The following is a 21,789-nucleotide window of genomic DNA, read 5'->3' on the forward strand; positions in this document are numbered from 1 at the left end:
TAATGTTACTGGAAATGAATTTGATCATGATTTGTCCAATAACTGTGCTAATGCGTCTGTATTGATTAATCCTGCTTGTGATATGGAGGTTGTAAAAACGGTAAATGAAAGTAATCCGAACTATAGGGACAATGTGGCTTGGAGTATTGTTGTTAGAAATAATGGTCCTGATGTTGCTCATGATATTGTTGTGAATGATGTTCTTCCTAAATCCTTGGTTTGGGTTAGTGATAACAGTAATGGTAAATACAATCCTAAAACTGGTATTTGGACAATTGCTCAATTAAATTCTGGTGCATCAATTCGTTTAAACATTGTTGCTATGGTAAATGAAACTGATATTACACAAAATAATGTTTCTGTTAGTGCTCGTGAGTTTGATTATGATTTGAGTAATAATAATGATTCTGAAATAATTGATGTTTCTCCGGCTTCTGATTTGGCTAAATAATGGTCCTGATGTTGCAACTGGTGTTGTGGTGACTGATGTCTTGCCTGATGGTTTTGTTTATGTTGATTCTGTTTTGGAGAAAGGTAGTTATTCCGATGGAGTTATTAACATTGGTAGGCTTGCTGTTGGTGAGAGGGTTATTTTGGAAATAATTTGTAAAGTTGAAAATACTGGTCGTTTTGTCAATATTGCTAATGTTACTGGAAATGAATTTGATTATGATTTGTCCAATAATCGTGCTAATGCGTCTGTATTGATTAATCCTGCTTGTGATATGGAGGTTGTAAAAACGGTAAATGAAAGTAATCCGAACTATAGGGATAATGTGGCTTGGAGTATTGTTGTTAGAAATAATGGTCCTGATGTTGCTCATGATGTTATTGTGAATGATGTTCTTCCAGGTTCACTTATTTGGATTAGTGATGACAGTAATGGTAAATACAATCCTAGAACTGGTATTTGGACAATAGCTCAATTAAATTGTGGTGTAGAAATTCGTTTAAACATTGTTGCTATGGTAAATGGAACTGGTATTACACAAAATAATGTTTCAGTTACTGCTCGTGAGTTTGATTATGATTTAAGCAATAATAATGCTTCAGAGATTGTTGAAGTTAATAAAACTGCTGATGTATCAATTGTAAAAATTGTTGATGATTCAAATCCCTTATATGGTAATTTAATTACATGGACTTTAATTGCCAAAAATAATGGTCCTGATAAAGCCACATCTGTAGCTGTAGAAGATATTCTGCCTAAAGGATTGATATTGGTTGATGTGGTGACAACCAAAGGATTTTATGATAAAGGTGTTTGGTATTTGTGTTGTTTGGAAAATGGTGAAGAGGAGTCATTAGATATTATTTGCGAAGTCAATACAACAGGAAATATTACTAATTATGCTTCAATCACTGCTGAAGAGGATGATCCAAATATTCACAATAACGTTGACAATGAAACAATTGATGTTCCATTGACTGTTGATTTGGAGGTTGTCAAACAAGTATCAAACAAAAACCCTTATTATGGTGAAAATATTATCTGGTTCATTTCCATTAAAAATAATGGTCCTGATAATGCAACAAATGTTGTTTTGAATGATTTATTGGATGAAAATTTAATCTATAATTATTATACAGCATCTGTTGGACAATTCATAGGAAATAACTGGGTCATTGAACAATTGAATAGTAAAGAAACTGCATATTTAAACATCTCATGTATGGTTAATGGACTTGGCATCATTTATAATCATGCATCTGCTAATTGCAGTGAATATGATTTGAATATGTCTAATAATAATGATTCAGAGTTCATTGATGCTTTGCCTGTAGCAGATTTATCTGTAATAAAAATTGTCAATGTATCAAATCCGAATTATGGTGAATTTATAAAATGGACTGTAATAGTTTCAAATAATGGTCCTAATAATGCAAGTGGGGTCATTGTTAGAGATACAATGCCAAAAGGCATAACTTTAATTAAAGCCAGTGATTTTATTTATTCTGATGGAACTTGGTATGTTGGTGATTTGGTTGTAGGTGAAGTTAGGGAATTGGATATGATTTGTAAAGTTTCAGCCACTGGAACTTTCACAAACTTTGCAAGCGTTCAAGGTAACGAATTTGATCCTGATGTAGACAATAATAATGCTAATGAGTCAATTTTTGTTAATCCTGCTTGTGATTTGATAATAACAAAAACAGCCTCTAAATACTATTATAAATTAGGGGATATTATTACATATTCAATTAAATTAACCAACAATGGTCCGGATGATGCTAGAAAAATTGAAGTTAATGATGTTCATGATGATTCTTTAGTTTTGAAATCTTTTAAAGCTTCAAAAGGAAGTTTCAATAAATTAACTCAAACTTGGTCAATTAATAAATTGGCTGCTGGTGAATCTGCTGAATTATTGGTTGATGCTATAGCAACAGGTAAAGGAATTGTTAAAAATATTGTTTCAGCAACTAGTGAGACATTTGATTATAATTTGGACAATAATGAAGATGTTGAAATAGTTAACGTCACTGAAAATGATGAAATTCCTAAAAAACCTGTTAATAAAACTCCTAACACTACTAATAATGATGAAATTGTTAAAAATAGTGAAATCAGTGTAAATAACTTTAGTTTACTTGAAAGTAATGTGGCTGGAAATCCATTTGTATTTTTAGTACTTTCAATAGTGTTTTTACTTATGATTGTAGGTAACAATTTCTCAAAGAAAAGGTAATTTAAAGTAGCTTTAATGCTACTATTTTTTATTTTTTTCAAACGATTTTTCAAAATTTTGCAACTATTAAAATTATTAATTTTCCCTATAATTATTTTATAACTTGCTCTATAAAATAGCCAAATACTGCTTCATTTTTCTAATTAAAACAATACATTTATATAAAACTTCTGACAAATATTTGTTTAGATATTGATGTATTGATGATTTTTTTTAAAAAATCGCATATATCTTCAATATTTTTAATTAATCAAACGAGGTGTAATTGTGTCTGAAGAAGAAATGATTGAAGAAACTTCCGAAGAATATATTGAAGAAGATGATGAAAAATTACCTTTCGCTAAAGCTGAAGTTGTTCGTTTAATGAAAGAAAATTTGGATGACGACAAAATGATTAGGGAAAGAGTAAAAGTTGAAATGAACAAGTTCTTAGGCGATGTTTTAAAAAATGTATGTAAACAATTAAATGATTACCCATATACTACAATTGAATACGAAATGCTTAAGGAATCTACTTACCCTTACACTAATATCGAAAGGATTAATCAAGAAAAAGAAAGAATTTTATTACATTTAGAAGCTATCAAAGCAGATTGTAATGCATTAGCTATGGATGTTCAAAAAACTTTAAAATTAAAAGATGTTGTAGAAGAAGATTCATTTACTGATTTCTCAGCAAATGAAGATGAAGAACTTGAAGAAGAATAATCTTCTTCTTATTTATCTTCGATATGGCTAAAACCTGTTTTTAAATTATGCAATTCCTCTTCGGGAATTTCTAAAACTTTCACATTTTCACTTACGATATTGCTCTGTCCGAATGGATCTAGAATAATTAATGTTGCAGTTCCGTTTCCTTTTTTTAACTCCTGAATATGAGTCAAAGTATTCTTTGCATTGTTTTGTGATTCTTCATCATCAAATAAATTCAATGCCTTTTTAACTGCACTTTCAAAACGTGTCAGCATTCCTTCAATATTTGTTACATATCCTTCTGATTTTGGCCCAGGTTCTACTTTAACGCCAACTTCAGGTATGGAAACTGTTGCAGATTGTGATCTTACAACTCTGGTTGATAATGTGTTTTTATTTATTTCAATAACATATTTTGCAGGGTCATTTTGCTCTAAAGCTATGATGTCACTATGTTTAAATCCGCAGGATGGGCATTGTATTGTTGTTTCTAAAACTTTGCCAAAATGAGGTATTTCAATCTCTTTCATAATTGATTTGGCGACTCCTTCAATACCGCATGCAGGACATTTAATAATCATTTCATTAAGTTCTTCTTCATTCATTTAAAACATATCCTTTTGATTCTAATTTTTTTATAATTTTTTCTATTTTTTCCGGATTTGAAGCACAAATTACTGTATTTCTATAATCTGACAAATCATATAATTTACTTAAATATTCCTTTTTATCTTTATTTTCATTGATATTTTTGATAAATCTCATTGAAGATTTTGCATCTGAAATATTTATGTTTCTAACAAGAGGCTCTTTAAATCCAGTAATGTTGTAGGTAATCTTTTCAATGGAGCCGTTGTTTTCATTGATAATGATATTTATAACATCTTCCAGTTCATCAACACTATTGGTTAATTTTATTGTGGTGCATGCTTTATTTATCACTGATAGGATGCTGTCCATAGATTTTTCAATTGTTTCAGTATTGATAACAACAACATCGTTTTTTTCTGCCTGTTCTAATAGGTGGTCATGAATAATTCTGTTTTCTTTGAAGTAATCTAATTGTTTTCCACCACGATGAATTTGAACTGCTCTTTTAACGAATCTCTCTTTGTGGGAGTCTTCATCAGAACTCAATACAAAGAAGTATATGTTCGCAAATTCCTTAAATTGTTCAATATCTATTAATCCAGGTACTAAATGCACTCCTTCAATAACAATATCATCATAATCGGTAATAGCTCTTTGTATTATTTTTTCAAGTGCTGGAATCACATATGATGCATGTTCATCAAATCCTGCAGATACTAAATCCTCATAATTTTCAAAGCGGGCTTTATTTCTTAGATTCTTATATGCATCATAAGATGAGCTGTGAAGTGCAGGAGCATATTCTTTTCCTATAATTCCACGAACAACAGCTCTAATGAAATCGCTTTCGATTAAATGCTTGATATTTAATTGTTTGGCCAATTCAGCAGCTATTGTTGATTTTCCAATTCCTGATGCACTTCCAATTAAAATAACATAAGGTTTTCTCATCCAACTTTCTCCTTAATTTTTTTTAGTAATACTATATTTATTAATTATTCTTCTTAAAACATTTACATTTATTAATATGAAAAATTATATTTAATAATATAATATTATTTTTATGATTTTTTCAAAAATAGTAGGATAATAAATTACAGGGATAATTATAAATTATAAGTTATAGGGGTGAAATTGTTGTATTCAGTAAAATCAGTTAAAGAAATTCAAGATTTAAATCCATTCGTTGTTGTTGGTTGTGGGGGTGGAGGAGAGAAATTCTCCAATCTCGAAGGAGTAAACGCAATTGGATTCATTGATGATAATGTTAAAAAGCAAGGAAAAGAATTTTGCGGGCATATTGTTTCAGGAAGTCTTGATGAATGTTTAAAACAAGCGCCTGATGCAAAATCTCTTGTGATAATGTTGCCAATTGGTGCTGAAGGTTCAGCTTTAAAATATGCTGTTCAAGCTATCGATGCGGGATTGAATGTAATAACTTCATTTAGATCTTTATCAGTAAGTGATAATGCATCTTTAAAGAAATTTGCTGATTCAAAAAATGTTGTTATAAAGGAAATCGGTCCTAGATTGGATGTTGTTGAAAAGATAGCTGGCATTGCTCCTGAAAAATCTTGTGAAGTTTTACCAAAAATTTCCTATACTCCTAAGGCTCCAGTTATTTTTGTTGGAGGAACCTCTCAAGAGTGTGGAAAAAGAACCACCACTAAACAATTAGGCATATCTTGTATTGAAAGAAATTTAAATCCTGCAATAATTTCAACTGATGAAATGGGATTGGAAGAACCGACTGATTTTAATTTTAGAGCTGGAAGTTTATCTGCAATGGATGTTCCAGCAGCTGTATTATCTGCAATTAAATATGTTGAAGAACATAAAAACCCTGATATTATTTTTATCGAAGGACAATCCAGCTTAACTGAAGATGGAAATCCTCATCCAAGAGGATTGTCAGCAGCAATATTGATTGGATGTGCTCCTGATGCAGTCATTGTGGGTCATAGACCAAATCACCCTTATAGGGAACCTAAAGGCATTGAAGAAGAAATAAGGGCTATTGAAGCTGTTGAACCAACAAAAGTTGTTGGATTATCAATCAATCTTAAAAATGCTGATGAAGGTATGACACTTGATTCATTTGAATCTGAATATGGATTACCTGCTGAAGATGTTTATAATAATGGGGCTTCTAAACTATTAGATGCTATTTTTGAATACTTAGAGGAGTAGTTAAAATGGGGTTTACAGACAATTTAAAAAGAAGTTTGGGATTTGAAGAAACAGAATCATCTGAAAAAAAAGAACAAGAAGGTACTAGCCTCACTGATGTATTTCGCGAATTTGGTGCAACAATAAAATCTGAGGTTACTAATTTTCAAGGTACCTCAAACAATCATCCTCAGGATGAGGTTCATGTACAAGATCATGACTCTAATGTAAACCATAATCCTCATCAAAGTTATAATCCTAATAGGAATTATAATCCTAACCCTAATCCAAGTTATAATTCTTATCAAGATGTGATGCCTCAATCCGCACCTGTATATGATGACTTTGATTATGTAATCACTCCTGAACAATCATTTTATGAGATTGCTCTTATCAGGCCAAAATCAATTGATGATGTTAACTATGTTGTAGATCAGGTTGTTGAAGAAAAAAATCCTGTGATTTTAGATTTGTCTTTCTTGGAAAAAGAAAGTCCTGCTAATTTTAGGCTTGCGGGGGATAAAATTAAAAAAATGAGGCAAAGATATGGTGCTCAAGCATTATTGCTTGCACGTTCTGAAAATAAAAATTTAATCATTATTTCTCCTAAAAAAGTTAAATTGGTTAATAAAAATTAAGTAGATTAATTTCTACTTAAAAATTTCATATATCTTATTAATACATATAATACAATAGCAGTAGCTATGACTGTTTCTATACTTAAAACACTATTTAAGATGATATTTGAACCTATTTTTGATATGACTCCTTTTGTTGCAAGTCCGCTGATAACGAATGGGAAAGTAAATGCGGCAAAGCTTGGATAAAATTCCAGATTTCTATATTCTATTAATTTTGTTAGTGCAAAAATATAAAATATGCATGCAAATATGTACATTATCATTAAAAATTCAATAGATATGTCATTATATGAATTTAAGTAACCTACAATCAATATGCTTAAAACTGCTGTAAAAATGCAAATTAATGGCTTATTGGCATTTGGAATATCTTTATAATTTATATATCTGTATATTACAAGAGGGAATGTGAAAATCATTCCTATAAATCCAACCAAAAAGAAAATAAACCCTATTTCATCAAGATTGTGGGCATGTGCAGTAATCGCTCCCATCGTGATTCCTACAAACACTATCCAGTAGCTGGGATAGACTGTTGAAATATTGAAATTACGAATAATAAAATGGTGGGTAAAGTAAACAATTAGCAAAATATGCAAGGCTACACCCAATATCCAAATACCATATGCAATACTCGGCATAAATGGTGAGATGTATGTAGATAAAATCATCAAACTCATCGAAAATGTACCGGAATTACTTGCAATAATTGGATTTTTGAAATCCTCTTTAATCTTTTTGGGATATAATACTAGTTTGGATAAAATTAAAATTAATAATACGATACCTATTATGCCACAAGCTACCTTTAAAAGGGGATGAGTATCATTTAGGAGATTTCCAAGTGAAAGAAATGCCAAAATCAATCCGCAAATTGGAATAGGTATCTTTTCAATCATATTATATTATTTATTTTTCAATGACTTATTATTGTTGGCCAAGATTAAAGAAACTTAAAGCATTTTTATGGGATACCTTATCTATGTCTTTTTTATCATAGCCTTGTTTTTGTAATTCTCTCACGGTTTTTGGAACTGAAAGAGGGTCTGATGCTTTATTGCTGATGTCACTATTCAGTACGAACCTGTCAAATCCGTATTCGTCCAAAATTGATATTGCTTCGGCTTTGTCCATTTTTTGTGGCTGAATTGTTAAACCAAGCATACAATTGGTATCTATTGCATCGCCAACAACTTGGGGATTAATATGATCAATAACTGCATGTTTTTCATCCATGTGCTGTGGGAGAATATTTAAAATTTCTTTTAGGACATCTTTTTTATTCTTTCGAGGGGTGTGGATAATTACTTTTGAATTTGTTTCATCTGCAATGTCTAACTGTTTTTTAAAGATAGTCAATTCATTTTCTGTTAAATCTTCAAGACCTATTTCGCCGATGGCTACTATTTGCTTGTTTTCAATCCATTGGTATAGTTTTTCAAATATTCTTTCAGGATTGACATTTGAGTTTGTTGGATGTATTCCCAATGCAACTTTTAAATCTAGTCCGTACTCTTTTGCTCTTGATGTATCCAGTTCTAAAATTCTGTTCAAATGGTTTAATAGAATCATTTCGTGTTCTATTTTGTAGGGGTAGTAACTACATGTAATTGCAGTATCAATTCCTGCAATATACATTTCTTTAAAGTCTTCTCCGCTTCTTGAATCTGCATGCATATGTGTATCTATCATATTTATCCCGTTTTATATTTTTATTTGATTATTAATTTGTTTGTTCTGTTTTAAAAAAATATCTGAAATTTTTAATTATTATAAAGTTTTTGGAAGTGTTACTTTCTGCATTTGTTCACTTCAAGAGATTTTATATCTCAAGTAATAAAAATATTATGATACGTAATACTAATAGGTGGTCTTACTGTGATTGAAAACAAATGTTATTTAGAAGATTATGAATCCATTTCAGATGAAGTAAAACATTTAACAAACTCCCTTTCAAGGTTAAAAGTATTGGCGACTTTATACGAACATCCAAAAAGCATGAAGGATTTGACTGCTGATACTGGATTAAGTTATAGTTCCGTATCTAGCACCATGCATAAATTAGAATTAAAGGGTTACATTTACAGAGAATCCAGTAAATATTATTTGTCTAACTGTATGCGATTAAAAATTGAAACTATTTTGGCGTTGAATGAAATTATTTACACTTTAAATAAATTTTTCAATATTTTGGATAAGCATTTGGTTGACATGATTCCCAATGAATCTGTGGCTGAGCTATATCTTATTGGTCAGGCTAATCTGATTGAATCAAGAGACATCGAGGCATATAAAATATATAACTATATTGAGCAGGTCTTAAATCAGGCAAAGGAAGTAAAATGTATTTTACCATTTTATTATGAAAATTTTAACAGACAATTGGATGGATTGGTTGAAAATAAAATTGATGTTGAAGCTATTGTTAGTGATAATATTTTCGATATTTTTGAAAAAGAATCCAAAATTGAAAATTTATCCTCTTTTAGTCAAAATAAGAACTTTTTACTTATAATTACTGATGAAGTGATGGTATTGGGATTATTCAAGGATGATGGTTATTTCGATCAAAATAGGCTATTGACATCAAAAAATGCTGATGCAATTAAATGGGCTGTCAATCTATTTGAAAACTTTAAAAATGGAAATAAATGAGTTTAAACTCATTTATAATATTTTTCCAAGTATTCGTTCAATTTGTCAATGGCGATTCTTTCCTGAGCTTCGGTGTCTCTATCCCTTACAGTTACTTGATTATCTTCAAGAGTATCGAAATCTACAGTGATTGCAAGAGGAATACCGATTTCATCAGCTCGGGCATATCGTTTACCAATGGTTCCAGTTGCATCGTATTCAACTCTAAATCCATTCATTCTTAATTCTTCAGTAAGATTTTGAGCTATTTCACGAGGTCCTTCTTTGTTTACAAGGGGGAACACTCCAACTTGCACTGGAGCAACAGACTTATTGAATTTGAAATAATCCTTATCATCGCTTTCACAGAATGAATGCAATAAAACGGAATAAACTATACGGTCAATTCCAAATGAAGGTTCGATTACATGGGGAATTATCTGTTCACCGGTAATTTCTTCTTCGACATCTTTAAAGATAAGTAATTCTTCATCCACTTCATAAACTTTGTCTAGTTCCACGGTGAATTTTCCATCTTTTTCAAGAGCTGCTTTAATATCTTCAGGTTTTGCATCTTCAATAGCTTGTTTTACTTTAGGTGAATCTCCTTTAAATATTGGTCCGAATTTGGATAAGTTAGGTTTCACTATTGTTTTTTGAACTTTTTTAGGTTCGTCGTATTCCATAAATACTGTTAGTTCATCATTACTGAATTTGGAGTGTGATGATAGGTCATAATCTCCTCTATCAGCAATTCCAATAATTTCGACCCATCCATATTTGTCGGTTTTTACTTCAACGTCCCAACAATCAAGGGCATAATGAGCCATCTCTCCAGCTAAATGTTGTCTGAATCTTAAAACTTCTTCTGGAATTCCAATTTCTGTTAAAAATTTACGAGCTAAATATAATTGGTAAATGAGCATTTCATTGGCAACAATACCTTTTTCCAATGCTTCACGTGCAGTAATTTTTAGAGGTTCTGTGTTGTTTTCCTGTACTTCCTGAGAATTCAATGTTAAAATTTCATTTTCTATCTGTCCGAATTTTGGATGGGTCTTGTCTTTGGGATTTAGAAATATCTCTGCTTCTGCTTGTGTGAATTCTCTTAATCGAATAACTCCCTGTCTTGGTGAAATTTCGTTTCTATATGCTTTTCCAAGTTGAACTGCACCAAATGGAAGTTTTCCTCTGAAAAATCTTTCCAAACGTTTGAATAAAATAAATATTCCTTGGGCGGTTTCAGGTCTCATATAACCTACTTTATCCCCTTTAGCACCAATTTCAGTTTTAAACATTAGGTTATAATTCCAGATACTTGACAATTTTCCACCACATTCTGGGCAGGTTATGTTATTGTCGATAACGATTTGGTCAAGTTCTTCGTTTTCAAGGCTTTCTACATCTTCACCAATAACCTCTTCGATAATGTGGTCTGCTCTAAATACTTCCCCACATTCTTCACATTTACACATTGGGTCTGTAAAGTTATCGACATGGCCTGATGCTTTTAAAACTTCTTTAGGCATTACTGTAGGGCCTTCAATTTCATAAAATCCTTCACCTGAAACGTATTGTTTTCTCCATTTTTGCATGATGTTGTTTTTTAAGCTTGCTCCAAGAGGTCCATAATCTGTAAAACCAGATACTCCGGAGTAAATTTCAAAGGACGGCCATAAAAATCCTCTTTTTGCACTGATGTTTGCCATTTTATCATGATTCATAAATATTATCTCCTAATCTTTTTTCAATTCATAATCTAATTTAACTCTACTGCTTTCTGGGCTAGTTTGTCCCATATATTTGCTTTTTCTATCTGGGTGTCCATACGGTAATTCTGAGGGTGTGGTCATGGTTTCAAATACAATTTGGCATACTCTTTGGCCAGGATAAAGCGCTACAGGCATTGCACCAATGTTGGAAATTTCTAATGTAATTTTTCCTTCAAATCCTGGATCGATGAAACCTGCAGTAACATGCATGGTAACGCCTAAGCGACCCATACTTGAACGGCCTTCAACTCTTGCCACCAAATCATCTGGCACTTTGACATATTCTAAGGTTGTCGCAAGCGCAAATTCATTAGGGTGTATTATAAAAGCTTCACCTTCTTTGACGGTAGTTGATTCCATGTATGAAGCAATGTCTTCTTCATCTTTAGGATCAATGAAAGGTTTTCTAATTACTTTAAATACCTTGAACTCATCTCCTAATCTCATATCAACAGAAGATGGTTGTATTTGTTTCTCATCTAAAAGAGGTTCAATAGATATTTTCCCTTCATTTAAATATTCTTTTATAGTTTTATCACTTAAAATTGCCATATTTTCACACAAACATTATAATTCTTTTTTATATAAATTGTCCATCCTATTAATTACATTATCAATAGTTTCATCAGAATAATCAATTGTAATAGCATCAAATTTGCATGCATTTGTACAAAGGCCGCATCCCTTACAAGTGTCATAATCAATTGAGATTTTGTTGTCTTTTAAGCGTATTGCTTGGAACATGCAAACTTCATTTAAACATTTTTTACACAGTCTGCAGTTATCTTCATGAAGCTTTACTGTAATACCATCAAGTTTTTCTACTTTATTGCTTATGTCCTCATCCAAATTAGGATAAACTTTCCATAAACAGCAGCATGGGCAGCAATGACATATTGTTAAAAGTCCTTCTCCCGGATGTATGTTCATCCAAACTGTATCGATTTTATTTCTTCCAATGAGATGACTTAAACCTGCAGCATCTGCTCTATCAATCTGGGCTAAAGCTTCATCAACTGTTGCTTTTTTACCAATATGCTCTGGAATTTTGTTGGTTGTTGGTCCAAGGAAAATACAACCAATATCATGAGGATAATCTTTACAATCGTTTGAACTTCTGCATAAACATGAATTCATAATTACAATGTCATCGCAGCGTTTAACAACATCTTTAATAATGTCTGTAGGTAAGAATTCAGAGCCTTCGGACTCTATTTTCTTATTGACATTAATGGTATTAGGTATGATAACGATTTCATCATCTTCAAAAAGCATTTTGTCAATGATTTTTTTGTAAGATTCTGATTTTTTTGTAATCTCTGCTATCCAAAATCTCCAGTTGAATATGTATTTGAGAATAAAAATACTAATATCCACATATCTAGGTCTTCTCATTGTTCACCAAGTTTATTTTTTAATCTTCTTAATATCCCTTTAAATGTATGGGCTTCTCTACTAGTTATGAATGCTCTTGAAATAATGTTGTTGAATGTTTTCAAGCCATTTTTCTTTTTATGTTCTGGAATGTCCAGGTAATCTATTAGTTTTTTCATGTCATTTAACAGCAAGTCTTTTTCAACGGCACTGCTTTCATTCAAGCCTTCAACACCAAATTCATGTTTATTTTTAAACAGTTCATAGAATATTATTGCTGCTGCATGGGAAATATTCATTATTGGGTAAGTTGGATCTGTTGGAATGGATACGCAGATGTCGCAGTCGTTAATTTCTTTATTTGAAAGTCCATCTCCTTCTCTTCCAAATAGAATAGCAATTTTATTTGAAGCATTCAATGACTTTCCCAATTCTTCTGGTTTTATAGGGATTCTGGCTAAGTTGTAACTTCCTCCAGCCATCCCTGTTGATGCTACTTTAAAATCTATTCTTTGTGATTGATAGAATTCGTCTAATGTTTTATAGACTTTTGCATTTTCAACAATGTATTTTCCATGAGTAGCTTGATAATAAGCGTCATTAGTTAATGTTGGAGGGTTTATAAGTATTAAATTTTTTAATCCAAAGTTAGCCATAGTTCTTGCAAGAAAACCAATGTTTCCTGGAGTTTCACATTCCACAAAAACTATGTAAATGTTTTCTTTAAATTGGCTTACTTCTTTTTCTTCATTTTCACGAATAAGTTTTGCTCGTGCTTTTCCTCTAGATTGAGTTCTTGTTTTTGATTTTTTAGTGGAAGTTGATTTGGATTCTGTTTTACTGTCTTCTTTATTTTCTGATGAATTGATTGTACTGGTTTCTACAACCTTTTGCTCACTTACAGCAGTGTCTCCCATATTAATCAACTTCTAAGTAATTATTCATAAGATTTTGTTAATAATTCAAGTAAATGCATCACTTTGATATTTTCACAGCCGATTGCATCTAACCCGTCTCTGATATTCAATTCACAAAACGGACAAATGGTAATCACGGCATCAGCATCAGTTTCCTTAACCATTTCTGCTTTTGATTTAGCTAAATCCATTGCAATTTCAGGTTTTCCGGATTTTATTCCACCGCCTGCTCCACAGCATTGGCATGGGTATTTCATTTCATTAAATGTAATGCCAGGAATCATTTCAATAATCTTGCGGGGTGCATCTTTAATGCCTTGCCCTCTACCTAAATGGCATGGATCATGGTATGTAACAGTCATGTCTATGTCCTTTAATTTACTGGTATCCAGTTTATCCACTAAAAATTCGCTGATGTCCATGACATGTAATTTGGAACCGAATTCGGGGTGATTATTTTTGAGTGTAGCTCCACAACCGGAACAAATTGTAATAATTGTATCGTAATCTTTAAAAACTTCTTTATTTTTATCAACAAGGTCTTGAACTATATCTGTTTGGCCTGTTCTCAATAATGGTGATCCACAGCAGACTTGCCCTTCAGGAACATCAATATCGATGCCATTTTCCTTTAAAACATCAACCAACATTTGTCCAATTTCAGGGAATTTGTAGTCAACCATACATCCCGTAAAGAATGCAATTTTTGAGCCTTTATAATTTTCGATTTGCTCTATAAATGGAGTTTTATCTGTTGTTACTGACCTTCCATTTTTAAGAATATTTTCTTTAAATGCTACATGTTCTGGAAGTGGACCTGAACCATTAGCAACTGCAATTGCTCTCATCTTTTCAATTGCATCACCAAATGTATTTATGTTTTTAGGACAAACTGCCAGACATTTTCCACAACTGGTACATTTATATAAACCTTCGTCCAATGCTTCTTTGAGTCTATCAAAGTTTTCTCTTGGGTCGGTTTCAAATTTATCAATGTATCTCATTAAGTAAGGTCCTCCAAATTCCTCTGTTGCTATATTAACAACTGGACAGGTTGAAAGACAGGAATAACATTCGATACAGCTCCTTACTTTTTTTGTATCTTGAGTGTCTTCTTTTGTTATTGAAGTATTTAGCTCACTGCATTTATGATCACATTGGAGGGACAATTCTAAATCTTTTACTTTAGCTTCGATACTTGATTTGTCAACAATTAAATCTTTAATAACTGGAAAGTTCAACGGTTCGATTATTGCGCCATCCTTAATCTCTTTTTGACAGGCAAGAGCACCATTTCCTTTAAACAATATTCCGCAGGATCCACATTGTCCAGCTCTACATGAACTTCTAAAACTGATGTCAGCATCATATTTTTCATTAATTGCTTGAAGTGCATCCAAAACTTTCATCTGAGGTGTTTTTTCTATTTCATAACACTCCAAATGAGGTTCTGAGTCAGTTTCACTATTGAACCTTGAAACATATACTTTAATCATCATTTCCCCTCCGATTTATAAATGCTAATAAAACATCATAATATGAATATTTATATTTAAAACTATTATATAATATATTGTATTAATGATAATTTTGAGGAAAATATATGAATTTAAAAGAATTAGTTACAGGAGTTAATGGTGATAAACATTTTTTACTTGGTAATGAAGCTGCTGTAAGAGGAGTAATAGAGGCTGGTGTTTCTATTGCAGCTACTTATCCTGGAACTCCTTCATCAGAAATTGGAAATGTATTGTCTGTGTTAGCTAAAGATGCAAATATTTATTTTGAATTTTCTACTAATGAAAAAGTAGCCATGGAGGTTGCAGCTACTGCTGCTGCATCAGGGTTGCGTTCATTTACTTTTATGAAACATGTGGGTATGAATGTGGCCGCAGACTCATTCATGACAACTGCATATTCTGGAGTCAGAGGAGGGATGGTAATATTGTCTGCAGATGATCCTTCTCTTTTCTCATCTCAAAATGAACAGGACACCAGGAATTACGCAAGATTGGCCAATGTCCCTATCTTGGAACCGTCCAATTGTCAAGAAGTTAAAGACATGGTTAAATATGCTTTTGACTTGTCAGAACAATTTCAAATTCCAGTAATTGTAAGAACAACCACTCGTGTATCTCATATGAGGGGAGTTGTGGAATTTGGAGATGTTGGAGATAATTCTACAAATAACGAAAATCATTGGAAAAGAGGTCACTTTAAAAAAGACCCATCCCAATTTGTTCCTGTTCCTGCCTTTGCAGGAGATATGCATGTCAGATTATGGGATAAAATACACAAAATTGAAAAAATTACAAATAAAAGTGATTTGAATACAGAAATTGATTTTTCAGCTGACAAAAAGTATGGTGTGATTTCATCAAGCAGCGCTTATAATTATGCTCATGATGTTGTCAAATTCAATAATTTGGATATTGACATTTTAAAATTAGGATTTTCATATCCATTCCCACAGGAAAAAGTAGCAGAATTTTTAAAGGAAATGGATGATGTTTTCATTGTTGAGGAAGTGGATCCAATAATAGAAAAAGAGACATTATCCACAATAGGTGCTAAAAAACTGGATGTTACTGTCCATGGTAAATTGGATGGAACTTTCCCTCTTTATCACGAATTCAATTCTGATGTGGTTTTAGATGGATTCAATAAGATATTGAATTTCAAACAAGTAAGCGATTTAAAATATTCATCAAGCTTAGAAAAATTGCAAGAAGATATTCCTTCCCGTGCACCGGTATTATGTGCTGGATGTCCTCACAGGGCAATGTATTATGGAATAAATAAAGCTATTGAAGAGCTTGGATTGAAAACAGATGATGTGGTATTTGCATCAGATATTGGATGTTATACTTTAGGTATTAATCCACCATATAATGCTGCAGATTACCTATTGTCAATGGGTTCAAGTGTTGGAGATGGCTGTGGATTTTCAGTTTCAACAGACCAAAAGGTAGCAAGTTTTATTGGTGATTCCACATTTTTCCACAGTGGAATTTCACCTTTGATTAATGCAGTTCACAATAAACATAATTTTGTCTTGACTGTTTTGGATAACAGGATTACTGCAATGACAGGAGGTCAACCAAATCCGGGCATTCCTATTGATGGGATGGGTGATGAAGCTCCGGAAGTTTCTATTCGTAAATTAGCTCTTGCTTGCGGATGTGATTATGTACGTGTGATTAATCCGTTTAATTTGGAACAAGTTGTTAAAACTTATAAAGAAGCTTTTGAAAGAAATGATACTGCTGTAATTGTTTCAAAAGCCCCATGTACATTAATAAAAGGTTTAACTAAGAAACCTCCGGTTAATTTTATTGAAAGTAATTGTAATAATTGTGATAAATGTGTAAGTGAACTTGCATGTCCTGCCATTTCAAAAATCAATGGTAAAATTGTTATAGATAAATCTCAATGTGATGGATGCAATGTATGTATACAAGTTTGTAAGTATGGTGCTTTAGAGGCAGGTAGGTGAGAAGATGGATAATCATTATAGTATTTATATTTGTGGTGTTGGAGGCCAAGGAATTATTAAAACTTCAACTATCATTGGTGAAGCTGCAATGAACCAAGGTCTGGATGTAGTAATGAGTGAAATTCATGGAATGTCTCAAAGAGGAGGTTCCGTTTCCACAGAATTAAAAATTGGAGGATATAATTCTTCAATCATTCCAAATGAGGGTGCAGATATGTTGCTTTCTTTTGAACCAATTGAAACAATAAGGGGATTGGATAAGGTGAATAGCGAAACCAAAATTGTCTACAATACTCATCCAATTATTCCTTCTTCATCTGATAAGGCATATCCAAGTGTTGATAGCATAACAAAAACCTTAAAAGAAAATTTTAAATATGTTCTTCCAATTGATGGTACTAAATTGGCTATTGATGCTGGAAGTGTTTTAGCACTTAATATGGTTCTGTTAGGGGCTGTGACTGCTGATGACAATTTCCCATTATCAAAAGATTCAGTCATTGATGCAATGAAAAATAATTTAAAACCTAAATTCCATGATATGAATTTAAAAGCTATTGAAAGTGGGTACAAATCAATTAAAGGTTAAATATTTAAATACTATTTAAAATAAATCTTTTACTAGATTAATGAGTTGTGGTATTATGACTTACAAAATTGATAATGCAATTGTAAAAAAAGATGTAACTGGAAAACTTACATTAATTGATCCAGATAATGTTTTTGCTGATGAAGATGCATTCATTGCTATTAAAAGTGATGATTTAATTACTATTCAACTTTTAATTAATGGTATTTTAAAAAATGATTTTAAAAGTTGGAGGGAATTGGGAGCAATTCCTGAAAATGAATCCCTTAAAAATCTTTTTGTCCGCTTAGGATATTCAAAAGAAGATGTAGCTAATATGATTAAAGAATTTTAATTATTCTTTACTTTTTTTTATTTTCTTTTAATTTGTTTTTTTGAAATTTGTTCTAAATCAGTTATTTAATCTGTGTTTTTGTTTGGTGAAGGTTAATATATCTAAAATTAGAATGGATTTTTAAATAAAAATAATTTGTAGAAAAGAGATTAGTCTTTTCTATAAGTTTTCAATATCTTCGGTCTCTAGTATTTTAACATTGCTATCTTTTAAGGCATCGATAGCTTTTTCCATATTTTCTAATCTCATAACTACAATAGCTTCATCGGTTTTGCTGCTTACAAATGCATATAAGTATTCTAAATTAATACCTTTTTCATCAAAAACAGCTAATGTAGAATTTAATCCATTAGGTTCGTCTGGAACTGCTAAAATAATTACTTCATTTTCTTTTACAATAAATCCATCTTTTTCAAGAGCATCTATTGCTTTTTTGTTATCTGAAACAATTAATCTTAAGATTCCGTATTTTGTTGTATCTGCTATTGAAAGAGCACGAATATTAATGTTTTCTTGCCCCAATGTGTTAATAGCTTTTTTAATTCTTCCTTCTTTGTTTTCTACAAAAATTGAAATTTGTTTCACTGACATTTTTTCACCTATTCAAAATTCCTTTCATCTATTACGCGTACAGCCTTACCTTCACTTCTTGGAAGAGATTCTGGTTCACAGATTGTAACATCAACTCTAAGTCCAGTTTCTGATCTGATTGAAGCTTGGATTTGTTTTTCTACTTTTTCCATTTCTTTCATTTCGTCTGAGAATAATTCTTTTGAAGCTTCTACTTTAACTTCGACTTCATCTAAAATATCTGGTCTTGTTACATGAATCATGTAATTAGGACTGATTCCCTTGATTTTGAGCAATGCTTTTTCAATTTGTGATGGGAATACCATAACACCTTTGATTTTTAACATGTCATCGCTTCTTCCAGTGATTCTGGTCATTCTAACTGTTGTTCTTCCACATTCACATTTTTCTTCGATAAGTGAAGTCAAATCTTTTGTTCTAAATCTTAAGATGGGCATTCCGGTTTTGGTAAGAGATGTTAAAACAAGTTCTCCTTTTTCACCATAATCCAGGGTTTCACCAGTATCTGAATTAATGATTTCAGGGTAAAAATGATCATCTTGAATATGCATTCCATTTTGATAACTGCATTCCTGAGCTACTCCAGGACCCATTACTTCTGTTAAACCGTATATGTTGTGGGTTTTGATTCCAAGGGATGTTTCAATTCTTTTTCTCATTTCATCGGTCCACATTTCAGCTCCATGAATTCCTGCTTTTAGGTTTATGTCTTCAAGGGAAATGCCTGATTTTTCTCTGGATTCTCCCAAATACATTGCATAGGAAGGGGTACAAGTTAATATGTCACTTTGGAAATCTACCATAGTGTCAAGTTGTCTTTGTGTATTTCCAGCTGAAATTGGTATTGTAATTGCACCCATTTTGTTTCCTCCATGGTGAATACCAAAACCACCTGTAAATAAACCGTATCCGTATGCATTTTGGATGATGTATTCTTTTTCTGCACCAGCCATTTTAAGACCACGTGCAATACATTCTCCCCAGATTTCCAAGTCTGCTTGTGTGTAAGCGGTTACTGTTGGTTTTCCGGTTGTTCCAGAAGAAGCGTGCACTTCAACGATATCTTCGCGAGGAACTGCAAGTAATCCTAAAGGATAAGCTTCTCTTAAATCGCTTTTTGTAGTGAATGGAATTTTTTCAATATCTTTTAAAGTTTTGATGTCTTCAGGTTTAAGCCCTATTTCGTCAAATCTTTTTTTATAAAATTCTATATTGTCATATGCATGTTTTACAGTCTTTTGAAGTCTTTCAAGTTGAAGTTCTTCTTTTTTCTCTTTGCTCATACATTCGGCTTCTTCATTCCAAAACATAATATCCCTATTTATTTTAATATGTTTAATTATTAGTGGGTAATAATATAAAAATTTATAATTTTGTTTAATTTTTCATATGGTTAAGCAAATTATATGATGTACATTATTGTACATGGATGTATATTTATGCTAATATTTATATATTATTTAATAGTATATAAATAATATGTTATAGATTAATATTATTTTTTTATAGAGGTAATTATTTATGGACGTAATGGTTTTAGCAATTGTATTTATAATTTACATATTTGCTTTAGTTTTTGTAGGTTATTATGCATACAAAAAGACAAATTCCTCTGAAGATTTTATGATAGCTGGTAAGGATACACATCCCTTTATCATGGCAATGAGTTATGGGGCAACTTTTATTTCAACAGCGGCTATTGTTGGTTTTGGAGGAGTTGCAGGGCAATATGGTATGAGTGTTTTATGGTTGGCATTCTTAAATATTATTATTGGTGTATTCATAGCTTTCGTATTTTTAGGAAAAAGAACTCGTCGTATGGGTCATGCATTAGAATCATTGACTTTTCCTGAGTTTTTAGGAAAACGTTTTGACTCTAAGTTCATTCAATCTGTTTCAGGGTTAATTATTTTTTGTGCAATGCCTATTTATGCTGCAGTGGTATTGATTGGAGCAGCAAGATTTTTAGAATCTTCCTTGTTAATTGATTTCAGTATCGCTCTTTTAATATTGTCAATTATCATCACATTCTATGTGCTTTTTGGTGGAATTCGTGGTGTAATGTATACTGATGCATTGCAAGGAACAATTATGGTTGTTGCAATGGTATTTTTACTTGTATTTGTATACTGGTTGCTTGGAGGAGTCGACACAGCAAATACAGCTCTAACGAATATGGGCAATCTGTATCCTGCCGATGCTATGGCTACTGGTGGAACAGGTTGGACATCGTTCCCGAAATTTGGAACACCTTTCTGGTGGTCATTAGTATCTTCAACATTAATTGGTGTAGGTATTGGGGTATTGGCACAACCTTCATTGATTGTAAGATTCATGACTGTTAAATCAGACAAAGAATTAAACAGATCTGTTTTAATTGGTGGAATATTCATTGCAGTTATGCCAACTACTGCATATATCGTAGGTTCTCTTTCAAATGTATATTTCATGGATAAATTGGGAAAGATTGCAGTGGATGTAGTTGGAGGAAACATTGATAAAATCATTCCGACATTCATTACAATGGCACTGCCTGAATGGTTTGTTTATATTTTCCTGCTCTCTTTAATCGCAGCGGCAATGTCAACAATATCTTCACAATTGCATACTCAAGGTACAGCATTTGGTGTGGATATATATCATACTTTAAGGGCTAAATCAAAACAAAAACTGGATGAAGTATCAATTTCAAGAATTGGGATTTTAATTGCAATCATTTTAGCATTGGTAATGGCATTTTTACTTCCGGGAAGTGTTGTTGCACTTGGAACAAGTCTATTCTTTGAAATTTGTGCAGCTGCATTCTTACCAGTATTTTTAGGTGCTCTTTACTGGAAAGGAATCACTCGTCTTGGAGCTATTGCAGGAATTGTATCCGGAACTTTCGTTAGTTTGTTCTGGTTAACATTTGTATTCAAAAAGACTGCGGTAGGTCTTGGAATCTGTAAATTTATATTTGGTGTTGAAACAATTCTCCCTGCTGCTCCATGGCCGTTTATTGATGTAATGTTAATAGCAGTTCCTGTTTCAGCAATAATTACAATTATTGTAAGTTTGATTACAAAGCCTCCTGCTCAAGAGGTAATTGATAAGGCATTTAAAAACATAGACAATAAAGGAAGTGATGCATGATGATTTTAGGAATTGAGGATCCATTAATCTGGGGTGTTTATGTTGGAATTATCTTATCCACACTTTTGTGCATTGTTTATGGTATTGTAAACTGGAATAAGGGAGATTAAACTAGTTTTCTAATGGAAAGAAAGTAAATTGCTTTCTTTCTTAATTGATATTATTG

22 protein-coding genes are annotated in these 21,789 nt (G+C 32.0%); 11 read left to right on the forward strand and 11 right to left on the reverse strand.

Going from position 1 to position 21,789, the window contains the following annotated elements; translation table 11 throughout:
• The 3 genes from QZN45_RS03285 to QZN45_RS03295 all read left to right on the forward strand — a co-directional run.
• Positions 1-451, forward strand: a 451-nt coding sequence (locus QZN45_RS03285; protein ID WP_296811117.1) for a DUF11 domain-containing protein, incomplete at its 5' end; no start/stop codon positions are given.
• Complete coding sequence (locus QZN45_RS03290; protein WP_296811119.1) at positions 420-2,690, forward strand: DUF11 domain-containing protein; 2,271 nt, start codon at positions 420-422, stop codon at positions 2,688-2,690. The genes QZN45_RS03285 and QZN45_RS03290, both read left to right, overlap by 32 nt.
• 267 nt (positions 2,691-2,957) lie before the next feature.
• Entirely contained in the window at positions 2,958-3,398 is a 441-nt protein-coding gene (locus tag QZN45_RS03295) for a hypothetical protein (RefSeq protein ID WP_292606923.1), read from the forward strand.
• 8 nt (positions 3,399-3,406) lie between these two features.
• Here QZN45_RS03295 and QZN45_RS03300 read toward each other — a convergent pair whose 3' ends face one another.
• On the reverse strand, positions 3,407-3,988 hold the full coding sequence (locus tag QZN45_RS03300; RefSeq protein WP_292606926.1) for a ZPR1 zinc finger domain-containing protein: 582 nt from the start codon (positions 3,986-3,988) through the stop codon (positions 3,407-3,409).
• The gene (locus QZN45_RS03305) at positions 3,981-4,925 is read right to left on the reverse strand and encodes a 3H domain-containing protein (RefSeq protein WP_296811122.1); all 945 of its coding nucleotides are present in this window, start codon (positions 4,923-4,925) and stop codon (positions 3,981-3,983) included. The genes QZN45_RS03300 and QZN45_RS03305 overlap by 8 nt, the downstream gene beginning before the upstream one ends.
• 186 nt (positions 4,926-5,111) lie before the next feature.
• Between QZN45_RS03305 and QZN45_RS03310 the strand changes: the two genes are divergently transcribed.
• Both QZN45_RS03310 and QZN45_RS03315 read left to right on the forward strand, forming a co-directional pair.
• Positions 5,112-6,164 (forward strand): DUF1611 domain-containing protein, encoded by a 1,053-nt coding sequence (locus tag QZN45_RS03310; protein ID WP_292880241.1) that lies wholly within the window; start codon positions 5,112-5,114, stop codon positions 6,162-6,164.
• Positions 6,165-6,169: 5 nt separating this feature from the next.
• On the forward strand, positions 6,170-6,781 hold the full coding sequence (locus tag QZN45_RS03315) for a cell division protein SepF (protein WP_292606777.1): 612 nt from the start codon (positions 6,170-6,172) through the stop codon (positions 6,779-6,781).
• Positions 6,782-6,786: 5 nt separating this feature from the next.
• On the opposite strand, the gene QZN45_RS03320 is transcribed toward QZN45_RS03315, so the two are convergent.
• Both QZN45_RS03320 and QZN45_RS03325 read right to left on the reverse strand, forming a co-directional pair.
• On the reverse strand, positions 6,787-7,683 hold the full coding sequence (locus QZN45_RS03320) for a TDT family transporter (protein WP_296811124.1): 897 nt from the start codon (positions 7,681-7,683) through the stop codon (positions 6,787-6,789).
• Positions 7,684-7,711: 28 nt separating this feature from the next.
• On the reverse strand, positions 7,712-8,476 hold the full coding sequence (locus tag QZN45_RS03325) for a TatD family hydrolase (protein ID WP_292606773.1): 765 nt from the start codon (positions 8,474-8,476) through the stop codon (positions 7,712-7,714).
• Positions 8,477-8,662: 186 nt separating this feature from the next.
• Here QZN45_RS03325 and QZN45_RS03330 point away from each other — a divergent pair, with 186 nt between their 5' ends.
• Positions 8,663-9,439, forward strand: coding sequence for a winged helix-turn-helix domain-containing protein (locus QZN45_RS03330; protein WP_292609394.1), 777 nt, complete (start codon positions 8,663-8,665; stop codon positions 9,437-9,439).
• Between the two features lie 8 nt (positions 9,440-9,447).
• Here the strand turns inward: QZN45_RS03330 and glyS are convergent, their stop codons facing one another.
• From glyS to tfrB, 5 genes are read right to left on the reverse strand one after another with little or no spacing between them, the layout of a single operon-like run.
• Entirely contained in the window at positions 9,448-11,142 is a 1,695-nt protein-coding gene (gene glyS / locus QZN45_RS03335; protein ID WP_296811126.1) for a glycine--tRNA ligase, read from the reverse strand.
• A 12-nt stretch (positions 11,143-11,154) separates the two neighbouring features.
• A complete protein-coding gene (gene dcd, locus QZN45_RS03340; protein WP_292880230.1) occupies positions 11,155-11,742 on the reverse strand; it encodes a dCTP deaminase in 588 nt (195 codons plus the stop codon).
• 15 nt (positions 11,743-11,757) lie between these two features.
• On the reverse strand, positions 11,758-12,585 hold the full coding sequence (locus QZN45_RS03345) for a DUF362 domain-containing protein (protein ID WP_296811128.1): 828 nt from the start codon (positions 12,583-12,585) through the stop codon (positions 11,758-11,760).
• Positions 12,582-13,490 carry a TrmJ/YjtD family RNA methyltransferase gene (locus tag QZN45_RS03350; RefSeq protein WP_296811130.1) on the reverse strand — a complete coding sequence of 303 codons (909 nt, stop codon included), beginning with the start codon at positions 13,488-13,490 and terminating at the stop codon, positions 12,582-12,584. The genes QZN45_RS03345 and QZN45_RS03350 overlap by 4 nt, the downstream gene beginning before the upstream one ends.
• An 11-nt stretch (positions 13,491-13,501) precedes the next feature.
• Complete coding sequence (gene tfrB, locus QZN45_RS03355) at positions 13,502-14,977, reverse strand: fumarate reductase (CoM/CoB) subunit TfrB (protein ID WP_296811132.1); 1,476 nt, start codon at positions 14,975-14,977, stop codon at positions 13,502-13,504.
• 107 nt (positions 14,978-15,084) lie between these two features.
• On the opposite strand from tfrB, the gene iorA reads away from it, so the two are divergent.
• The 3 genes from iorA to QZN45_RS03370 are packed head-to-tail and all read left to right on the forward strand — an operon-like array spanning position 15,085 to position 17,900.
• A complete protein-coding gene (iorA, locus tag QZN45_RS03360; protein ID WP_296811134.1) occupies positions 15,085-16,977 on the forward strand; it encodes an indolepyruvate ferredoxin oxidoreductase subunit alpha in 1,893 nt (630 codons plus the stop codon).
• 4 nt (positions 16,978-16,981) lie between these two features.
• Positions 16,982-17,566, forward strand: a complete 585-nt coding sequence (locus QZN45_RS03365) for an indolepyruvate oxidoreductase subunit beta (protein ID WP_292880219.1) — start codon at positions 16,982-16,984, stop codon at positions 17,564-17,566.
• Positions 17,567-17,621: 55 nt separating this feature from the next.
• A complete protein-coding gene (locus QZN45_RS03370) occupies positions 17,622-17,900 on the forward strand; it encodes a hypothetical protein (protein ID WP_292609418.1) in 279 nt (92 codons plus the stop codon).
• A gap of 159 nt (positions 17,901-18,059) precedes the next feature.
• Here the strand turns inward: QZN45_RS03370 and QZN45_RS03375 are convergent, their stop codons facing one another.
• Positions 18,060-18,491, reverse strand: a complete 432-nt coding sequence (locus QZN45_RS03375; protein WP_296811136.1) for an amino acid-binding protein — start codon at positions 18,489-18,491, stop codon at positions 18,060-18,062.
• Positions 18,492-18,499: 8 nt separating this feature from the next.
• Positions 18,500-19,801, reverse strand: coding sequence for a phenylacetate--CoA ligase family protein (locus tag QZN45_RS03380; RefSeq protein ID WP_296811138.1), 1,302 nt, complete (start codon positions 19,799-19,801; stop codon positions 18,500-18,502).
• Between the two features lie 211 nt (positions 19,802-20,012).
• Between QZN45_RS03380 and QZN45_RS03385 the strand changes: the two genes are divergently transcribed.
• Both QZN45_RS03385 and QZN45_RS11055 read left to right on the forward strand, forming a co-directional pair.
• The gene (locus QZN45_RS03385) at positions 20,013-21,623 is read left to right on the forward strand and encodes a sodium:solute symporter (RefSeq protein ID WP_296811140.1); all 1,611 of its coding nucleotides are present in this window, start codon (positions 20,013-20,015) and stop codon (positions 21,621-21,623) included.
• Positions 21,620-21,733 (forward strand): symporter small accessory protein, encoded by a 114-nt coding sequence (locus tag QZN45_RS11055; protein WP_330047748.1) that lies wholly within the window; start codon positions 21,620-21,622, stop codon positions 21,731-21,733. The genes QZN45_RS03385 and QZN45_RS11055 overlap by 4 nt, the downstream gene beginning before the upstream one ends.
• Positions 21,734-21,789: the final 56 nt, after the last annotated feature.

The sequence above is a fragment of the uncultured Methanobrevibacter sp. genome, assembly GCF_900314695.1.
In the GTDB taxonomy this organism is placed as follows: domain Archaea; phylum Methanobacteriota; class Methanobacteria; order Methanobacteriales; family Methanobacteriaceae; genus Methanocatella.

What these genes read in the sequence shown, in the direction of transcription:
- QZN45_RS03290 (WP_296811119.1), top strand. Translation starts at nt 420, where the DNA reads ATGTTTCTCCGGCTTCTGATTTGGCTAAATAATGGTCCTGATGTTGCA.
- QZN45_RS03300 (WP_292606926.1), bottom strand. Translation starts at nt 3,988, where the DNA reads ATGAATGAAGAAGAACTTAATGAAATGATTATTAAATGTCCTGCATGC.
- QZN45_RS03305 (WP_296811122.1), bottom strand. Translation starts at nt 4,925, where the DNA reads ATGAGAAAACCTTATGTTATTTTAATTGGAAGTGCATCAGGAATTGGA.
- QZN45_RS03315 (WP_292606777.1), top strand. Translation starts at nt 6,170, where the DNA reads ATGGGGTTTACAGACAATTTAAAAAGAAGTTTGGGATTTGAAGAAACA.
- QZN45_RS03320 (WP_296811124.1), bottom strand. Translation starts at nt 7,683, where the DNA reads ATGATTGAAAAGATACCTATTCCAATTTGCGGATTGATTTTGGCATTT.
- QZN45_RS03325 (WP_292606773.1), bottom strand. Translation starts at nt 8,476, where the DNA reads ATGATAGATACACATATGCATGCAGATTCAAGAAGCGGAGAAGACTTT.
- glyS (WP_296811126.1), bottom strand. Translation starts at nt 11,142, where the DNA reads ATGAATCATGATAAAATGGCAAACATCAGTGCAAAAAGAGGATTTTTA.
- dcd (WP_292880230.1), bottom strand. Translation starts at nt 11,742, where the DNA reads ATGGCAATTTTAAGTGATAAAACTATAAAAGAATATTTAAATGAAGGG.
- QZN45_RS03345 (WP_296811128.1), bottom strand. Translation starts at nt 12,585, where the DNA reads ATGAGAAGACCTAGATATGTGGATATTAGTATTTTTATTCTCAAATAC.
- tfrB (WP_296811132.1), bottom strand. Translation starts at nt 14,977, where the DNA reads ATGATTAAAGTATATGTTTCAAGGTTCAATAGTGAAACTGACTCAGAA.
- iorA (WP_296811134.1), top strand. Translation starts at nt 15,085, where the DNA reads ATGAATTTAAAAGAATTAGTTACAGGAGTTAATGGTGATAAACATTTT.
- QZN45_RS03365 (WP_292880219.1), top strand. Translation starts at nt 16,982, where the DNA reads ATGGATAATCATTATAGTATTTATATTTGTGGTGTTGGAGGCCAAGGA.
- QZN45_RS03370 (WP_292609418.1), top strand. Translation starts at nt 17,622, where the DNA reads ATGACTTACAAAATTGATAATGCAATTGTAAAAAAAGATGTAACTGGA.
- QZN45_RS03375 (WP_296811136.1), bottom strand. Translation starts at nt 18,491, where the DNA reads ATGTCAGTGAAACAAATTTCAATTTTTGTAGAAAACAAAGAAGGAAGA.
- QZN45_RS03380 (WP_296811138.1), bottom strand. Translation starts at nt 19,801, where the DNA reads ATGTTTTGGAATGAAGAAGCCGAATGTATGAGCAAAGAGAAAAAAGAA.
- QZN45_RS03385 (WP_296811140.1), top strand. Translation starts at nt 20,013, where the DNA reads ATGGACGTAATGGTTTTAGCAATTGTATTTATAATTTACATATTTGCT.
- QZN45_RS11055 (WP_330047748.1), top strand. Translation starts at nt 21,620, where the DNA reads ATGATGATTTTAGGAATTGAGGATCCATTAATCTGGGGTGTTTATGTT.